Here is a 16438-nt window from a genome sequence, read left to right on the forward strand (position 1 = left end):
TAACGGAGGATTGTAACAGTTCGTGTCGGGCGGCGCGCGACAATTGACCGCCGTCTGCCCATCGCCCATGCGCGGATCATCATGATTGAAAAGCTGTTGGCCGCGCTCGCGACCTTTGCCGTCACCGTCATCTCCGCCAGCGGCTATTGGGGAATCGCCCTGCTGATGGCCATCGAGAGCGCGTGCATTCCGCTGCCGTCAGAAATCATCATGCCGTTCGCGGGATATCTCGTTTCGACCGGACGGTTCGATCTGTACCTTGCGGCGACCGCGGGGGCGATCGGCTGCAACCTTGGCTCGATCGTCGCTTACGAAATCGGCAAGCGCGGCGGCCGCCCGCTCGCCGAGCGCTGGGGGAAATATGTGCTGATCGGGCCGGGCGAGCTCGACATGGCGGACCGCTTCTTTCAACGCTGGGGGCCGATTGCGATCCTGATCGGCCGGATGCTGCCGATCATCCGCACCTTCATCGCCTTTCCCGCCGGGGTGGCGCGGATGAAGCTGATCCCGTTCCATATCTACACGTTCATCGGCTCCTGGCCGTTCTGCTTCCTGCTGGCGTGGGTCGGCATGAAACTCGGCACCGCATGGAACAGCGACCCGCGCCTGAAGGCATTTTTCCACCAGGCGGATCTGGCGATCGGGCTGGTGATCGTCGCGGTTGGCGGCCTCTATCTCTGGCACCGCCTGCGCGGCCTCAAGAAGCGCCATCAGGGATAATTGCGCAGCGCGGCCAGCCGACGAAGTTCATCATCGCGGCCGGGCGCCAGCTTCGCCACACGTCGCTGATAGGCATCGACCAGCGCAATATCGGCATGCTCCGGCGAACCCGAATCGAACGGCGGATCCGGATCATATTCCAGGCTGAGCTGCACCATGCGCGCGTGCGCCTCGCCCCGGATCAGCGCCATCAGCCGAAATGCAAAATCGATCCCTGCCGTGACGCCGCCGCCTGTCACGCGATTGCGATCGATCACGACGCGCTCGGAAACCGGCGTGGCGCCGAACAATGGCAGCATGTGGCGCTGCCCCCAGTGACACGTCGCGCGATATCCTTCGAGCAGCCCCGCCGCCCCGAGGATCAGCGATCCCGTGCACACGCTCGTTACCCATTCCGCGTTCAGCCCAAGCTGGCGCACCCAGTCGATCGTCCGGTCGTCAGCGATCGCGGCATTCGTGCCAAACCCGCCGGGCACGCACAGTATGTCGGCCTTGGGAACATCCGCGAAGGTCGCTGTCGGCAGTATCGCGAATCCAGCATCGGTTGAGACGGGATCGCGCGTCGCTGCGACCAGATCGAGCCGCGTCCCGTCTCCCATGCGCGATAACACCTGAGCGGGGCCGGTGAGATCGAGTTGCGTCACCTGGGGGAAAAGCAGGAAGGCAATGTGCATCGGGCGCTCCTTTCGTCCTGCGACGATCGCTCAGGCGCGCGGCAGGATGATCTGTCGCGCCGCCTGGTGATGATTCACCTGTGCGCCGGCCACGCGACATCGCGCAAGTCGTGGCACAATCCGCCGGGCCGCCAGAGCGCTCAGTTCGGAAGATCGGGATTCGCTTCCTTCGCACGCGCTTTCGATTCGGCCTTGGCCTGTCGCGCGCTTTGCACGAAGCATCCGGTCGCACCGCCGACGCCAACCGCCGAGCAGCTCCCGATCCCGGCCGCGCCGACATCGGCATTGCCTTTCTCGCGCACTGCCCAGGAGGCGTTTTCCGGCGTTACCTCGAAATTCCGCAATTCCTTCGGGATGCGGAACTGCTCCTCGGCCGACCGTCGGACGCAGACGACGACCTCCGCGCCCTCCTTGTTCGTCGGGCAACGCTCATTGCCATAGAGCGTCAGCACCCCATTTATCGGCGCGTTGCGCGATACTTCGCTGGACACGGTCTGGCGGCTGGCGTGGGGAGCACCGGGCATCGCCACCTCTTTAGACGGCGGCGGAATGATGAGCGGTGGCGGCGCTTCACGGCCGGTGCTGGCCGGCGGGGCCGCCGTCTGGGCGGAAAGCGCGGCGGGGAACAGCGCCAGCGCCACGGTAACAAATCTACGCACAAGCATCCTTCTCTCCCGCGTCAGATGCGTTTCGCTGTCGCAATCGCGACGCGGCAACCCAGCCGGATCACGGCGGACAACAACGGATAGGCCGGCGCATCCTCCGCGCCGCTGGCGAGCGCGGTCTGCTTATGCTCGACCTCCTCCGCCTGGAATTCGCGGATCGCAGCCGCCAGTTCCGGCTCGTCACCGCCGAGCGTCGCCAGTTGCTCGTCATAATGTTTGTCGATCTCGGTCTCCACCGCTGCGGTGCAGGCCATCGCGGCTTCGGGTCCGATCGCCGCCGTCACCGCGCCCAGCGCGAACCCGGCGACATTCCAGAACGGCTGAAACAACGTGGGCCGAACGCCGCGTTCCGCAATCAGCCGATCGAAATAGGCGCGGTGCCGCTCTTCCTGCATCGCCATGCCGCTGATTTTCCGCGCGGCGGCGGAGCGATGGCCCATGATCGCGAGTTGCCCGGCATAGATGCGCGTGGCGCCATATTCGCCCGCCTGATCGACACGGATCATCGACTTCACGAGCTCGCGCCGATCGCCCGGTTTCCAGCTCATCGCCGCCCCCGGATCAGTGCTGCGATCACCATCGCACCGCCAAGCGAGAAGATCGCGTTGAACCCCGCGAGCGAGATGCCGAACAGCCGCCATTGCGCCGCATCGCACCGCACCACCGGCGCAGCGAGGATGCGGCGGAGCATCTCATCAGTGCTGATCCCCACGCCGCTCACGCTGGTCGAGCAGGCGGTTACCCCCTGCCACCAGTGATATTCGACCCCCGCGTGAAAAACGCCGATCATCCCAGACACGGCTATCAGCGCCGCCGCGCCCACGACGAGCGTCAGCCTGATCGAGCGCCCCGGCACGACAAACGCCAGCGCCGCCGCGACGACCGCGGCGTAATGCGGCCACCGCTGCCAATGGCACATCTCGCACGGCTGGAGGCCGCCGATCAGTTGCGAGCCCCATGCGCCTGCGAGCAACGCCAGCGGCAGCAACAGGGCGATCGCCCGCGCACGCATCTGCGAACTGTTCACTTGGCGGGTACTTCCTTGATATCCTTCACGTCTTTCTTCAAAGCGGCCGTGACGGCGGCAACCTGCGCCGGGCCGCCGAGCCGCGCCACTGCCTTGAGCGCATACCAGAGCTGGAAGTCGCCGATGCCCTCTTTCTTGAGTTGATCGGGGGTCATCGAGAAGCGCGGATCCTCCTTCGTGTCCTCCTCCAGCACCTTGTTGTCCGACTTTACCTCGTTGATGAGATGACGGCGCAGATCGGCCTCGCGGAACACCGGGCGTGCCTTGTAATCGGGATCGGAGAGCTGCGGCACGGCGATATCCGGCTCGATCCCCCCCTCCTGCACCGAACGGCCCGAGGGCGTGAAATAACGCGCGGTGGTGAGGCGGAGGGCGGTGGTCGGGCCGAGTGGTAACAGCGTCTGCACCGATCCCTTGCCGAAGGTCCGCTCGCCCATCACCAGCGCGCGATGATGATCCTGGAGCGCGCCCGCGACGATCTCGCTGGCGCTCGCCGTGCCGGAATCGGTGAGGATGATGACAGGCAGGCCATGCGCGTCATCGCCGGGCTTTGCGAAGTAACGCTGGTTCTCGCGCGGGTCGCGGCCGCGCTGCGAGACGATCTCGCCATGATCCAGGAACGCATCGGAAACCTCGATCGCCTGCGTCAGCAATCCACCGCCGTTGGAGCGCAGATCGACGACATAACCGAGCGGGCGATGCCCCAGCGCCTTGTCGATCGCCATCAGCGCCGCACGCGTATCGGCGCCTGTCGTTTCGGAGAACGTGTTGATGTCGATATAGCCGACATCACCCTTGATCTGCCATTTGACCGGTCGCTGGACGATCACCTCGCGCGCCAGCGTGACATCGAACGGCTTGTCGCGGCCGGGGCGGACGATCGTGAGCGTGATCTTCGTTCCGGGCTTGCCACGCATCTGCGCCACCGCCTCGTCCAGCGTGCCGCCGTAAAGCAGCTTGCCATCGATATGGGTGATGTAGTCGTCCGGCTTGATCCCGGCCTTGCCCGCCGGCGTATCCTCCTGCGGCGCGATCACCTTCACCGCGCCGTCCTCCATCGTGACAGACAGGCCGAGGCCGCCGTAATTGCCCTCCGTCTGGATCTTGAGATTGTCGAAATCGCGCCCGTCCACGTATGAAGAATGCGGATCGAGCGAAGCGAGCATCCCGTCGATCGCGCCGCGGATCAGCTGCTCGTCGGTCACCTTGTCGACGTAATCCGCCTTCACCCGGTTATAGACGTCGAGGAACTTGTCCATCTGCCTGTACGTGTCGGTATCGACCGCCGCCATCGCGCCGGTCGCGACCGGAACGAGCGCGATCGTGGCAACAAGAGCAGTGGCCTGGAGCAGCTTGAACTTCATCTGGACGTCCTGACGAGAAAGGCCTCGCGATCCTAGCCCCATATCGTTCACCGAGCAAAGCGCCAGCACGTCTTAACGACGGCTGAGCGACACGGCGCGATTGCGATCAGCCGATCAGTGCGGTGATATCGACCGGCTGATCGCGCCGGCGCAGCTCCACCGTCACGCGCGGCTCCTCGCCCGTGCCTGCGCGGCCGATCGACTGGCCGGCGGCGATCGCCTGCCCCCGCTTCACCGCGATCGCGCCCAGCCCGGTGACGAGCGTGCTCCAGCCGGCGCCATGATCGATGATAACGGTGCCGCCGTAAGCGCGAAACGGCCGCGCATAGATAACATGGCCGGCTGCGGGCGCAGCGAGCGTCGCGCCCGGCGCCACTGCCAGCGTCAGCCCGCGTGCGCGCACGCCATTGTCCGAAATCTCGCCAAGCCCGGTCACCAGACGGCCGATGACCGGCAACCGATAGGGCGGCGGCGCGCCAGCGGGCGCCGGATCGGTCGCCGGCGGCCCCGGCAGACGCGCGAGTTCGGCGCGCGTCTTGTTCTCATCGCCGATCGCCGCCATCCGATCGACCAGATCGCGTGCTTCCTCCCCCATCGCGATCGCGCGATCGGATGCGGCGCGCGCGCCACGATCGAATTGGGCCGCCGCGCTGTCATGGCGGTCGCGCAGCGCGGCCAGCCGCCCACGTTCGGCTACCAGATTCGCCCTGCCTTCGCGCAATTCCCGCGCCGCCGCCGCCGCAGCCGCCTCGAGCCGGCGCGATTCGGCGAGCGAGGCGCGAAGATCGGCGGTGCGCGCATCGATCACCGGCAGCGTCGTTGCGAGCGCCGCGCGCAGATGCACCATGTCCGCAATCGATCCCGGCTGCGCGACCGCGACGATCGCCGGGCGTCCCGCCAACGAAGCAAGCCCGGCGAGCAGCCGCGCGACCGGCTCCTGCCGCTGAGCCAGTTCGTCGCGCTGCTGCTGCTGGAGGCGCGCAACGATCGCTACCCGCGCCTGCGCCGCGGAGAAATCAGCCTCTGCGCGGCGGATGCGGGCGACGACGGCCTGCTCCTCCATCCGATAGCGCGCCGAAGCGTCACGCTCCGCCCCGGCCCGCCGATCGAGATCGGCGGCGTTGCCAGCGGCGACATCCGCGGCGGCACGCGCCTGTTTCAGACGTGCACGAGCGGCGGCAAGCGAATCCACCTCCGCCGGTGCCGGACCGGCGAGCAGCATTGCCGCCAGCGCGATCAGCATTGCCCCCCTGCCCCTCATCGCCTCAACCTTCGCGGTGATAGGGGTGATTTGCAAGGATCGCGGTGGCGCGAAACAATTGTTCGGCCAGCATCGCGCGCGCCAGCATGTGCGGCCAGGTGGCGCGGCCGAACGAAAGGAGCAGATCGGCGTCCGCGCGCGCGGCTTCATCGAACCCGTCCGCGGCGCCGATCATGAAACGCGCCTCGCGCACACCATCATCGCGCCAGCGCCCGATCAGTGTCGCGAAGGCGAGCGACCCCATCACCTCGCCACGCTCGTCCAGCAACACGCGGCGCGTTTGCGGCGCCGCATCCGGTATGCGCCCGCCGCTGTCGGGCAGCTCGGTCACCTTCGTCGGCCACGCGATCCGCTTGAGATAGCGATCGACCAGCTCGGACTCGGGCGAGCGGCCGATCCGGCCGCGCGCGACGATATGCAGCAGCAGCTCAGGCGTTCCCGGGCGGCGGCGCATCCCCGAACGACCACATGCGCTCCAGATTGTAGAAGGTGCGCACCTCCGGGCGGAACAGGTGGACGATCACGTCGCCCGCGTCGATCAGCACCCAGTCAGCGGTCGGCAATCCCTCGATCCGGGGCGACTGGCCGGTCTTGCCCTTGATCTTCTCGGCGAGCTTCGACGCCATCGACGCGACCTGACGGGTCGAGCGACCGGACGCGATGACCATATGATCGGCGATGGAGGATTTCCCGGCGAGCGGGATGGAGACCATATCGACCGCCTGATCGTCATCAAGGCTGTCGAGCACGAGCTTATGGAGCACCGCAACACTGTCTGCGTCGGGCGATCGATAGGCGTTGGCGGATGCGGGCAAGTTTACTCCTGGGCAAAAGGTTTGGCGCGGGCGTCTGCGAATCGACGATGCCAGGACGGGTCGGCAGCACGAAGCTGCGTCGCGGAAGTCGGGTCGGGACGGAAACGCAACAGCACCAGGGCCGGTACACTCCACTCGCTCCAGTTCCTCGCCTGGCTCACGGGCCTCTGGAAGCGCCGTAGCCAGCCCATCGCGGGAGCCGCATGGGCAGGGCCATCATACCCCGGCCGCGCGATTACCGCAATCGGAACCGTGCGCGCGATCCGCCGCCAGTCGCGCCAGCGGTGGAACTGGGCGAGATTGTCGGCCCCCATAACCCAGATGAAGCGCCGTTGCGGATAGCGCCGCACCAGCGCCGCGAGCGTATCGACGGTGTAGCGAGTGCCCAGCCGAGCCTCGATATCGGTCGGCCTGACCGGCGCGTGGCGCGCCATTTTGCGGGCGGAGGCGAGGCGTGCCGCGAGCGGCGCCATCCCCTCCGCCGGCTTCAGCGGATTGCCTGGCGAAACCAGCCACCACATCTCGTCCAGCCCCAGCGCTCGGATCGCCGCGAGGCTGATGCCGCGATGACCCTTGTGTGCCGGGTTGAACGACCCGCCGAGAAGACCGGTGCGGATCAAACGCCGCACCGCAGCCGGTCAACCCGCATCCTCAGAGCGGCTCGCCGACGATCGGCGGCGCGGGCGGCGGATCACCGGCCAGCACGCGATAGCTCAGTCCCGCCAGCACCGCGCCGGCGATCGGCGCGACCCAGAACAGCCAGAGCTGCTGCAACGCCAGCCCGCCGACGAACAGGGCGGGGCCGGTGCTGCGCGCAGGATTGACCGACGTGTTCGTCACCGGAATGCTGATGAGGTGGATCAGCGTGAGCCCCAGGCCGATCGCGATCGGCGCGAAGCCGGATGGTGCGCGCGTATCCGTCGCGCCCATGATGATCGTGAGGAAGCCGAACGTCATCACCACTTCCATGATGAGGCCGGAGTGGAGGCCATAGCCGCCGGGCGATTGATCGCCATAGCCGTTCACCGCAAGCCCGTTGGGCGCCAGCGTATAGCCGGCCTTGCCGCTGGCGATGCACCACAGCAGCGCCGCCGCCACGATCGCGCCGACAAGCTGCGCGATGATATAGGGAAGGATATCACGCGCCGGAAAACGCTTGCCGACCCATAACCCGACCGTAACCGCGGGATTGAGGTGACAACCGGAGATATGCCCGATCGAATAAGCCATCGTCAGAACGGTAAGCCCGAACGCGAGTGATACGCCTGCCAGCCCGATGCCGACGGCAGGGAACGCGGCGGCGAGCACAGCGCTGCCGCAGCCCCCGAACACCAGCCAGAAGGTTCCGAATGTTTCGGCAACGCAACGCTTGTGTAGTGGCACCATATCCCGTCCCCTTCTGGCGATAGCAAGTCCCGCGTTCTTTTATGGCTCGTATCGCATGATAGTGCCGGAACGGCCCTGCTGACAAGCGCGCTATCTACGCCGGGGCTTATCCCCGCACCTGTCCGTTGCCAAAGCCGATCCATTTGTAGGTGGTAAGCCCCTCCAGCGCGACGGGACCGCGCGCGTGCAGTCGCCCGGTGGCGATGCCGATCTCCGCGCCCAAGCCGAACTCGCCACCATCCGCGAATTGCGTGGAAGCGTTCCACAGCACGATCGCCGAATCGACCTCATTCAGAAAGCGGCGGCCGACGCTTTCGTCGGTCGCGACTATCGCATCGGTGTGATGCGATCCGTGCCGGGCGATATGCGCGAGCGCGCCATCGAGCCCATCGACCACCGCGACCGAGGCGATCGCATCGAGATATTCGGTATCCCAATCCTCGTCGTGCGCCGCCACGACGCCCGGCGCGATCGCTACCGCGCGAGCATCGCCGCGCACCTCGCAGCCCGTCGCCACCAGCGCCGCAATCAGTGCCGCCGAGCCAGGGTAACTCGCATCGATCAGGAGCGTTTCCATCGCGCCGCACACCCCGGTGCGCCGCATCTTCGCGTCCAGCACGATCCGCTCGGCCATCGCGGGATCGGCCGAGGCATGGACGAATACGTGATTGATACCGTCAAGATGCGCGAGCACCGGCACGCGAGCTTCGGCCTGCACGCGCGCGACGAGGCTCTTCCCCCCGCGCGGCACGATCAGATCGATCAGCCCGTCCGCCGCCAGCATCGCGCCGACCAGCGCGCGATCGGTTGTCTCGATGCGCTGGACGGCACCGGTCGGCACGCCAGCCGCCGCAAGGCCCGCCAGGAAAGCACGGTGGATCGCCGCGTTACTCTCCACCGCTTCCGATCCGCCACGCAGCAGCACCGCATTCCCTGACATCACGCACAGCGCCGCCGCGTCCGCCGTCACGTTCGGACGGCTTTCGTAGATGATACCGATCACACCGATCGGCACGCGGATCCGGCGCAGCACGAGACCATTGGGACGCACCGTTTCGTCGATCGCCGCGCCGACCGGATCAGCCAGCGTGGCCACCGTCGCGACACCATCAGCCATCGCGGATATGCGCGCTTCATCCAGCCGCAACCGATCGAGCAACGCGGCCGTCAATCCGTTGGCAGCGCCACGTTCGATGTCGATCGCGTTTGCCGCGAGAATATCCGAGGCGGCATCCCGCAAGGCACCGGCAGCCGCACGAAGTCCGGCACGGCGAGCGTCCGTATCAAGCTGGGCGAGGATGGCCGACGCTGCACGCGCCTCGGTAGCCATCGTGGCGATCAACGTGGCGGGCGAAGAACTGTCCTGCATGGCAGGCACGCCTAACACGCGGAAACACCGCTGCCGAGTCAGTTCGGTTTTTCGCCGGCTTCCGCCTGCCCCACGCTATTGTTTCCCGAACAGTCCCCAGCACGCCCCACGGCGGGTGGCCGCGCCCTGCCCATCGTCCAGTTGCCCTGCATGCGAACCTGCGGGTTGGGTGCGCACCAGATTTCTCCGGTGTCGTTGATGGCGGTGACCCAGATGAGGTTATGCTCCTGCCCGTAATCGATGACTGCGATGGCAAAACCAGCGCCCTTATCGATCACATGCAGCGGGATCGGCGGATCGAGTTGCTGGAACGTCATGGCGCTGAAACCCTTCCGCGCGACACTCCGTTCCGGTCAATCGCCCTATCCTCGATCAAGCGCCGCGCGGCGGGGCGATGAAATCGTCCGCAACAAGCGTTATATCCTATCTGCCGGGAACAGTGGAGATGCCCCAATGATGACGCCCGATCGACGTGAGGCGATGTTCGGTCTGTTTGCCATTGGCGCCATGGGCTCGATCGTCGCGGCGTGTCGCGCGACGTCGGCCGATGCCGCGCCGGAACGGTTCGAGGTGAATCTCACCGACGCGCAGTGGAAAGCGCGCCTCTCCCCGGCCGCCTATCAGGTGCTTCGGCGGGAAGGCACCGAGCGACCCTTCACCAGTCCGCTCAATAACGAGCATCGCCCGGGCCAATTCCTGTGCGCCGGCTGCGCGCTGCCCGCTTTCGACGCGCGGACGAAATTTGACAGCGGCACGGGGTGGCCAAGCTTCTGGGCGCCGATCGCAAATGCGGTGCGGACGCGCAACGATACCACGCTTGGCATGAGCCGGACCGAAGTTCATTGCCGGCGCTGTGGCGGGCATCTCGGCCACGTGTTCGACGACGGTCCGAAACCGACCGGCAAGCGCTATTGCATGAACGGCGTCGCACTCACCTTCCGCCCCGCTTGAGGTTGCCGATCGGCGCTCGCCCCCGTAAAGGCCGCCGCATGTCCGAAAAGCCCGTGCTCGACCTGGTGATCGCTGCCCCGCGTGGTTTCTGCGCCGGGGTGGACCGCGCGATCCGCATCGTGGAACTGGCGATCGAGAAGCACGGCGCGCCGGTCTACGTCCGGCATGAGATCGTCCATAACAAGTTCGTCGTCGACAGCCTGAAGCAGCGCGGCGCGGTCTTCGTCGAGGAGCTGACCGAGGTGCCGGACGGCGCACCCGTGGTCTTTTCCGCGCATGGCGTGCCGAAATCGGTGCCCGCCAATGCCGAGGCGCGCGGCCTGGCATATCTGGACGCCACCTGCCCGCTGGTGAGCAAGGTGCATCGTCAGGCCGAGCGGCTGGTGGAGGCCGGGCGGCACATCGTCTTCGTGGGGCACGCCGGCCATCCCGAGGTAATCGGCACGTTCGGCCAGGTGCCCGAGGGGGCGATGACGCTGGTGGAGGACGTCAAGGACGCCGAGGCGCTGTCTCCCGCCGATCCCGATAACCTGGCGTTCCTTACCCAGACGACGCTCTCGGTGGACGATACGGCGGAGATCGTCAGCACGCTCCAGCGTCGTTTCCCGTCGATACAAGGGCCGCGCGGCGAGGATATCTGCTACGCCACCTCCAACCGGCAGGCCGCCGTGAAGGCGATCGCCGCAAAATGCGATGCGATGCTGGTGATCGGCGCGCCAAATTCGTCCAATTCGATGCGGCTCGTGGAAGTGGCGCAGCGCGAAGGTGTGCGCGCCGCGCTGATCCAGCGCGCCGCCGATCTCGACTGGGCGTTTCTGGATGGCATCCGGACGCTCGGGCTGACCGCCGGCGCCTCGGCACCCGAGCTTCTCGTGCGCGAACTGGTCGATCTTCTCGCCACCCGTTTCACCGTCAACGAAAGTGAGGTGGAAACGACGCAGGAATCGATCTCGTTCAAGCTGCCGCGCGGGCTGGAAACGGCGGCCTGAGGCTGGCATTGCCGCGCTGCAGGCGTTGCGAACGAGGGGGAAGAATGACGCGCGTTTTCCACAACGGTCAGCAACGGCGCGCGCGCTGATATGGCGGTGTACACCCAGGTATCCGCCGAAGCGCTGACCGAGTTCCTCAAGCGCTATGACGTAGGCGAACTGGTTTCGGCCAAGGGGATCGCCGAGGGCGTGGAAAATTCCAATTTCCTCGTCGAAACGACCCGCGACCGATTCATCCTGACACTCTACGAAAAGCGCGTCGCGGCACACGATCTGCCGTTCTTCATCGCACTGCTCGATCACCTCGACGCCAAGGGCCTGCCCGTGCCGCCCGCGATCAAGGATCGCGCGGGGGTCGAGATCCAGGAACTGGCGGGGCGCCCGGCTTGCCTGATCCGCTTCATGCCCGGTGTCTCGCTTTCTCATCCCACCCCCGCGCAGGCGCTCGCTGCTGGCAACGCAATGGGCGAGATGCACCGTGCGGTGGCGGACTTCCCGCAAACACGGGAGAATTCGATGGGGGTGGATAGCTGGCGGCCGCTCTTCGAGCGTTGCGGGCGAAGCCTGGATCAGATCGCGCCCGGCATGCACGACGATCTCGCCGCTGCGCTGGACAAGGTGGAAGCGAGATGGCCGCGCGACGGGTTCGATCGGATCGCGATTCACGCCGATCTGTTCCCCGATAACGTGCTGATGCTGGGCGATACCGTTACCAGCCTGATCGACTTCTATTTCGCCTGCACCGACATTCGTGCCTACGATCTTGCCGTGATGCACAGCGCCTGGTGCTTCGATGCGCACGGCCGGAATTACGACGACAAGGTGGGCGATGCGCTGATCGCGGGTTACGGGCGGCACTTTCCGCTGAGCGACGTGGAACGCGCGCAGTTTCCGACGCTCGCGTCGGGCGCATGTGTCCGCTTCGCACTGTCACGCGCGTGGGACTGGCTGAACACCCCGCCCGACGCGCTGGTGATGCGCAAGGATCCGCTCGCTTACATGCGCCGCCTGCACCATTATGATCCCGCGCTGGCGGCACGCGTCGGATGAACGAGATGCCGCAGGTCGAGGCGTTCACCGATGGCGCATGCAAGGGCAATCCCGGCCCCGGCGGATGGGGCGTTGTGCTGCGCATGGGGCCGCGGGAGAAGGAATTGTCGGGCGGCGATCCGGCCACCACCAACAATCGGATGGAACTGACCGCCGCGATCGAGGCGCTCAACGCGCTCACCAAGCCCTGCCATGTCCGCCTCTTCACCGACAGCCGGTACGTCATGGACGGTCTGACCAAATGGATTCACGGCTGGCAGCGCAACGGCTGGCGCACCGCAGACAAGAAGCCGGTCAAGAATGCCGAACTGTGGCAGGCTCTGCTTGCCGCCGCCAAACGCCACCGGATCGACTGGGAATGGGTCAAGGGTCACGCCGGCCATCCCGAAAACGAGCGCGCCGACAAGCTTGCCAGTGATGCGGCGATCGCGGCGGGACGGGGCAGCCGCTAGAGCTTACCCATCCGTCACGCGACTATTCCTCTTCGTCCGTGATGCCAGGCGCGTCGTGGCTGATCGTGCGCCTGTGCCCTGTTTACACCCGTCACAGTCCAATGATCAGGCAAATCTATTCATGAACCGCGCGGGCGAATAGCGGGAGATGTCGATCCCCGCAGGCGGCGCGTCTCCCAGCAACAGCGCCGCGCCGATCTCCGCAGCGGCGGGCGCGGTCTGGATACCGAAACCGCCCTGCCCCGCGAACCAGAAGAAGCCGGGTGCATCGCTAGCGGCCCCATAGAGCGGCAACCGGTCAGGCGCGAAACTGCGCAGACCCGCCCATTTGCGCTCGACCTGAACGACGCGCCAGTCGACCGCCTGCTCCAGCCGGTCGATTGCGATCGCCACGTCCAGTTCCTCCGGCTGGACGTCGCTGGCCGGGACCGGCGTTTCATCGTGCGGGGACAGCCATAGCCGACCGCCCGCCTCCGGCTTGAAATAGAAGTCGCCACCTAGATGCGCGACATGCGGCAGGCGCATCGGCACCGGCGGATCGGTGAGAAGCTGCACGAGGGTGCGGCGATAGGGCTGGATGCCGAGCGGCGCGACGCCGGCGATCCGCGCGACATCATCCGCCCACGCCCCCGCCGCGTTCACCAACACATCGGCTTCAAAGGCGCCGCCGGCGGTTGAGATCTTCCACCGGCCCCCCTCACGGGTGGCGGCATGCAAGGCGCTGTTCAGCGCAAGTATCGTTCCCGCCTTCCGCGCGCGCGCCAGCATGTCGGCGTGCAGCCCGGCCACGTCGATATAGGCGCAGGTCGGCTCCAGCACGCCGATCGTCCAGCCCTTCCGAAGGCCCGGAATATGCGCCGCCGGATCGACCCTTACGAGTTCGACACCGGAATTATCGAAGTCTGCGATAAAGGCATCCGCGCTGGCCGCGTCCCGCGCCTGTCCGATATGCAGCGAGCCGAGCGGCTCCAGAAATCCTCCCGCCGCGAGCGCGGCACCGGACAGCGTCGTCAGCGGCTGGATGCCGGGGCCGCCATAGGTTTCCGACCAGAAGGCAGCCGATCGCCCGGTGGCATGATAGCCCGCCACCGCTTCCGCCTCCAGAATCAGAACCCGCGCGCGATCCCCGATCGCCGCGGCAAGGGAGGCACCGGCGATCCCGGCCCCGACGATCGCGATATCGTATTTCATTGCGCGTGCGAATCGAGGAAACGGTCAATCGCCGCAAGCGCCCGATCGCGGATCGGATCGGCCTCGCGCAGGATCTCGTGCGCGGATTCGGCGCCGAAGCGCATCACCTCGGCAACCGGCAGTTTCGTGGCGATACGCAACGCGGCGCGCGCATCGACCAGCGCATCGGCCTCAGCGACCAGCACCATCGTCGGCGTGGTCATGCGCGGGAGGCGCGGATCGGCCTCCAGCGCGCGCGTGCCCGCAAAGGCCTCGGCCAGCCATGCCCAGCTCGGCGGGCCAAGCTGAATCTCGGGCTTCTGCGCATACCAGAACGCCTCGTCGTCATAACGGGAGGGATCGTGGGTCAACAGTTTCTGCCGGTCGAGCCGCGCGCCGGGCCGCTCATGCCCCTTCCACGCCGCGCGCGCCGGGTTCCCGAGCCGACACATCAGCCGCGCCACCTTTTCGCCAAGCCACGGCCCGACCGGCGCGCTCAGCCCAAGCATCGGCGCGACCAGCACCGCTGCCGCCGGGCTCACCGCCCGCTCCACCAGCGCGCGAAGCACGAGATAGCCGCCCATCGAATGGCCCATGATGACACGCGGGCCGGGCACATTCCAATCTCGCCAGACGGCGGCAAGATCAGCGATCCACGGCGCGAAATCGGTCGCATGGCCGACGCGCGGATCGGGCGAAAGCCTTCCGGAGCCACCCTGCCCGCGCCAGTCGAACGACGCGACCGTCCAGCCTGCCTGGTGCCAGTGCGCGAAGGTTTCCAGATACTTCTCGAACACATCGCCGCGCCCGCCCTGAAACAGGATCGCACCGCGCGGGGCGCCATCCGCCGGCCAGTCGAACCGGCGGATCAGCCACCCATCGCCGGCAGCCCATTGCGTAATCGAGGCGCCGGCCGGAATCTCGCGGCGGATGGGCGATGCGATGGTCATCGGGCATGGTTACGGTTTGGAAAGCCATTCCGTCTAGTGCGTGTCGGCATGGTATCGACCGTTCTTCACTGGGCGCTCCCCGCGCTGCTCCTGATCCTGCTGCTTTCAGCCGGCATCCAGGACGCGCGCACGCGCGAGATCGCCAACTGGAAGAACGCGACGATCGCGTTGCTCGCGCCCTTGTGGTGGATCGCAATCGGGATCCCCGTGTGGCCGGGCATGGCGATCCAGCTGGCCATGGCGCTCGCGGTGTTCGCGCTGTTCTGCGTGGCGTTTTACTTCGGCCAGATGGGCGGCGGCGACGTAAAGCTGATCGGCGCGCTTGCGCTGTGGCTGCCGCTGACGCCGCTGTTGCAGATGCTGCTCGTGATGTCGCTCGCCGGTGGCGCGCTCACGATCATCATGCTGATCGATCACAAGATACGGAAAAGCGGAAAGATTCTTGAGGTCCCGTACGGCGTGGCGATCGTCGTCGGCGCCCTCGTGGTTCTTCGCGAACCCCTTCTTAACCAGTTTGCGTAATCATAGCCGGATAACACCCGGCCTGGCGGACGCTTGAAAGGCACGTTGAATCATGGACACTCGGAAGGTTGTATTGTTGGTGGGCGCGCTGCTCGTCGCCGCCATCACCGCATTCTTCGCGCGCACCCTGATCGCGGGAAGCTCCGCGCCTCAGGCGGCCGCTATGAACGCGCCCGCGCATATTGACGGGCCGAAAGTGCTCGTCGCGGTGCGTGCGCTGCCCATCGGCACGATCATCGATCCTGCCGCGGTAAAATTCCAGCCATGGCCGAAGGAACTGGTCGAAGGCGCCTATTTCCAGGAAGGCGCGGGCTTCGACATGAAGAGCGTCGTCGGCACCGTGGTGCGCAACGCGATCACTGCCGGTCAGCCGATCACGCAGGGCGCGCTGGTGAAGCCTGGCGATCGCGGATTTCTGGCCGCGGCGCTCGGGCCGGGTATGCGCGCAGTGACGGTGCCCGTCTCGACGCAGACGTCGGTTGCCGGCTTCATCTTTCCCGGCGACCGCATCGACCTGTTGCTGACGCAGACCGTGACCGGTGGCGGCGACGGCCCGCCGCTCAGGACATCCGAAACCATCATGCGCAACCTGCGCGTGCTGGCGACCGATCAGCGCACGACCGACGAGAAGGACGAGAAGGGCAACACCATCGTGCATACCTTCTCCACCGTCACGATCGAAGCGACACCGAAAATCGCGGAAGAGATTGCGGTCGCCCAGACGGTCGGCTCGCTATCGCTGTCGCTGCGCTCGATCGCGGACAACCAGGCCCAGCTCGACTCAGCAATCGCATCCGGCGCGGTGAAGGTGCCCGCCAATGGCGATCCGAAGGCGGAAAAGACATTTCTGGTGAAGCTCGCCAGCCAGCCGCAGAGCGGCGATGCGAGCTTCTCCGTCGGCGCGGACGTGTCGCGGTTTCAGCGTCGCACCGTGCCGGGCAAGGCAGCCGAAACCGCACCACAGGGCGCGGCTCCGGCCAATTTTCCGGGAGGGGCGCCGTCAACCGGTCCGATGGTGCGGATCGCGCGCGGCAACACTGTGACCGAAGTACCGGTCGGGGGGAAGAACTGAG

21 protein-coding genes are annotated in these 16438 nt (G+C 66.5%); 7 read left to right on the plus strand and 14 right to left on the minus strand.

The features are described from left to right. Positions 1 to 81: 81 nt before the first annotated feature. Complete coding sequence (locus FFS35_RS13315) at positions 82 to 720, plus strand: DedA family protein (protein WP_137787587.1); 639 nt, start codon at positions 82 to 84, stop codon at positions 718 to 720. Here the strand turns inward: FFS35_RS13315 and FFS35_RS13320 are convergent. The 12 genes from FFS35_RS13320 to FFS35_RS13375 form a co-directional block, all read right to left on the minus strand. Next, positions 711 to 1394 carry a DJ-1/PfpI family protein gene (locus FFS35_RS13320; protein WP_137787588.1) on the minus strand — a complete coding sequence of 228 codons (684 nt, stop codon included), beginning with the start codon at positions 1392 to 1394 and terminating at the stop codon, positions 711 to 713. The genes FFS35_RS13315 and FFS35_RS13320 overlap by 10 nt on opposite strands. Positions 1395 to 1534: 140 nt before the next feature. Further along, a complete protein-coding gene (locus tag FFS35_RS13325) occupies positions 1535 to 2053 on the minus strand; it encodes a hypothetical protein (RefSeq protein WP_249341632.1) in 519 nt (172 codons plus the stop codon). 20 nt (positions 2054 to 2073) lie between these two features. Then, a complete protein-coding gene (locus tag FFS35_RS13330; RefSeq protein WP_137787589.1) occupies positions 2074 to 2607 on the minus strand; it encodes a demethoxyubiquinone hydroxylase family protein in 534 nt (177 codons plus the stop codon). Further along, positions 2604 to 3071: a disulfide bond formation protein B gene (locus tag FFS35_RS13335; protein ID WP_137787685.1), complete on the minus strand. Its 468-nt coding sequence runs from the start codon at positions 3069 to 3071 to the stop codon at positions 2604 to 2606. Before FFS35_RS13335 ends, FFS35_RS13330 begins: the two co-directional genes overlap by 4 nt. Positions 3072 to 3082: 11 nt before the next feature. Continuing rightward, complete coding sequence (locus FFS35_RS13340; protein WP_137787590.1) at positions 3083 to 4450, minus strand: S41 family peptidase; 1368 nt, start codon at positions 4448 to 4450, stop codon at positions 3083 to 3085. A gap of 106 nt (positions 4451 to 4556) precedes the next feature. Then, positions 4557 to 5711, minus strand: a complete 1155-nt coding sequence (locus FFS35_RS13345) for a peptidoglycan DD-metalloendopeptidase family protein (RefSeq protein WP_137787591.1) — start codon at positions 5709 to 5711, stop codon at positions 4557 to 4559. A 4-nt stretch (positions 5712 to 5715) separates the two neighbouring features. After that, positions 5716 to 6138, minus strand: coding sequence for a 23S rRNA (pseudouridine(1915)-N(3))-methyltransferase RlmH (locus FFS35_RS13350; RefSeq protein WP_137787686.1), 423 nt, complete (start codon positions 6136 to 6138; stop codon positions 5716 to 5718). A 1-nt stretch (position 6139) separates the two neighbouring features. Further along, entirely contained in the window at positions 6140 to 6526 is a 387-nt protein-coding gene (gene rsfS / locus FFS35_RS13355) for a ribosome silencing factor (protein ID WP_137787592.1), read from the minus strand. 2 nt (positions 6527 to 6528) lie between these two features. Beyond that, complete coding sequence (locus FFS35_RS13360; protein ID WP_171007631.1) at positions 6529 to 7146, minus strand: nicotinate-nucleotide adenylyltransferase; 618 nt, start codon at positions 7144 to 7146, stop codon at positions 6529 to 6531. A gap of 31 nt (positions 7147 to 7177) precedes the next feature. Next, entirely contained in the window at positions 7178 to 7912 is a 735-nt protein-coding gene (gene aqpZ, locus FFS35_RS13365; RefSeq protein WP_137787593.1) for an aquaporin Z, read from the minus strand. Positions 7913 to 8018: 106 nt separating this feature from the next. Continuing rightward, entirely contained in the window at positions 8019 to 9281 is a 1263-nt protein-coding gene (locus tag FFS35_RS13370) for a glutamate-5-semialdehyde dehydrogenase (protein ID WP_137787594.1), read from the minus strand. 38 nt (positions 9282 to 9319) lie between these two features. After that, positions 9320 to 9598: a hypothetical protein gene (locus FFS35_RS13375; RefSeq protein WP_137787595.1), complete on the minus strand. Its 279-nt coding sequence runs from the start codon at positions 9596 to 9598 to the stop codon at positions 9320 to 9322. Between the two features lie 190 nt (positions 9599 to 9788). On the opposite strand from FFS35_RS13375, the gene msrB reads away from it, so the two are divergent. The 4 genes from msrB to rnhA all read left to right on the plus strand — a co-directional run bounded on the left by msrB (position 9789) and on the right by rnhA (position 12723). Then, complete coding sequence (gene msrB, locus FFS35_RS13380) at positions 9789 to 10232, plus strand: peptide-methionine (R)-S-oxide reductase MsrB (RefSeq protein ID WP_249341657.1); 444 nt, start codon at positions 9789 to 9791, stop codon at positions 10230 to 10232. 38 nt (positions 10233 to 10270) lie between these two features. After that, on the plus strand, positions 10271 to 11221 hold the full coding sequence (gene ispH / locus FFS35_RS13385) for a 4-hydroxy-3-methylbut-2-enyl diphosphate reductase (protein ID WP_137787596.1): 951 nt from the start codon (positions 10271 to 10273) through the stop codon (positions 11219 to 11221). Between the two features lie 90 nt (positions 11222 to 11311). Then, a complete protein-coding gene (gene thrB / locus FFS35_RS13390) occupies positions 11312 to 12271 on the plus strand; it encodes a homoserine kinase (RefSeq protein ID WP_137787597.1) in 960 nt (319 codons plus the stop codon). Further along, positions 12268 to 12723, plus strand: coding sequence for a ribonuclease HI (gene rnhA / locus FFS35_RS13395; protein WP_137787598.1), 456 nt, complete (start codon positions 12268 to 12270; stop codon positions 12721 to 12723). Before thrB ends, rnhA begins: the two co-directional genes overlap by 4 nt. A 105-nt stretch (positions 12724 to 12828) precedes the next feature. Here the strand turns inward: rnhA and FFS35_RS13400 are convergent, their stop codons facing one another. Together FFS35_RS13400 and FFS35_RS13405 are read right to left on the minus strand one after the other, a co-directional pair. Continuing rightward, positions 12829 to 13914 (minus strand): FAD-binding oxidoreductase, encoded by a 1086-nt coding sequence (locus FFS35_RS13400; protein ID WP_137787599.1) that lies wholly within the window; start codon positions 13912 to 13914, stop codon positions 12829 to 12831. Next, on the minus strand, positions 13911 to 14843 hold the full coding sequence (locus tag FFS35_RS13405; protein ID WP_137787600.1) for an alpha/beta hydrolase: 933 nt from the start codon (positions 14841 to 14843) through the stop codon (positions 13911 to 13913). Before FFS35_RS13405 ends, FFS35_RS13400 begins: the two co-directional genes overlap by 4 nt. 48 nt (positions 14844 to 14891) lie before the next feature. Here FFS35_RS13405 and FFS35_RS13410 point away from each other — a divergent pair, with 48 nt between their 5' ends. Both FFS35_RS13410 and cpaB read left to right on the plus strand, forming a co-directional pair. Further along, entirely contained in the window at positions 14892 to 15365 is a 474-nt protein-coding gene (locus FFS35_RS13410) for a prepilin peptidase (protein ID WP_137787601.1), read from the plus strand. Between the two features lie 52 nt (positions 15366 to 15417). After that, positions 15418 to 16437, plus strand: a complete 1020-nt coding sequence (gene cpaB, locus FFS35_RS13415) for a Flp pilus assembly protein CpaB (RefSeq protein ID WP_137787602.1) — start codon at positions 15418 to 15420, stop codon at positions 16435 to 16437. Position 16438 lies beyond the last annotated feature (1 nt).

The organism is Sphingomonas sp. 3P27F8 (genome assembly GCF_005502745.1).
Classification (GTDB): domain Bacteria; phylum Pseudomonadota; class Alphaproteobacteria; order Sphingomonadales; family Sphingomonadaceae; genus Sphingomonas.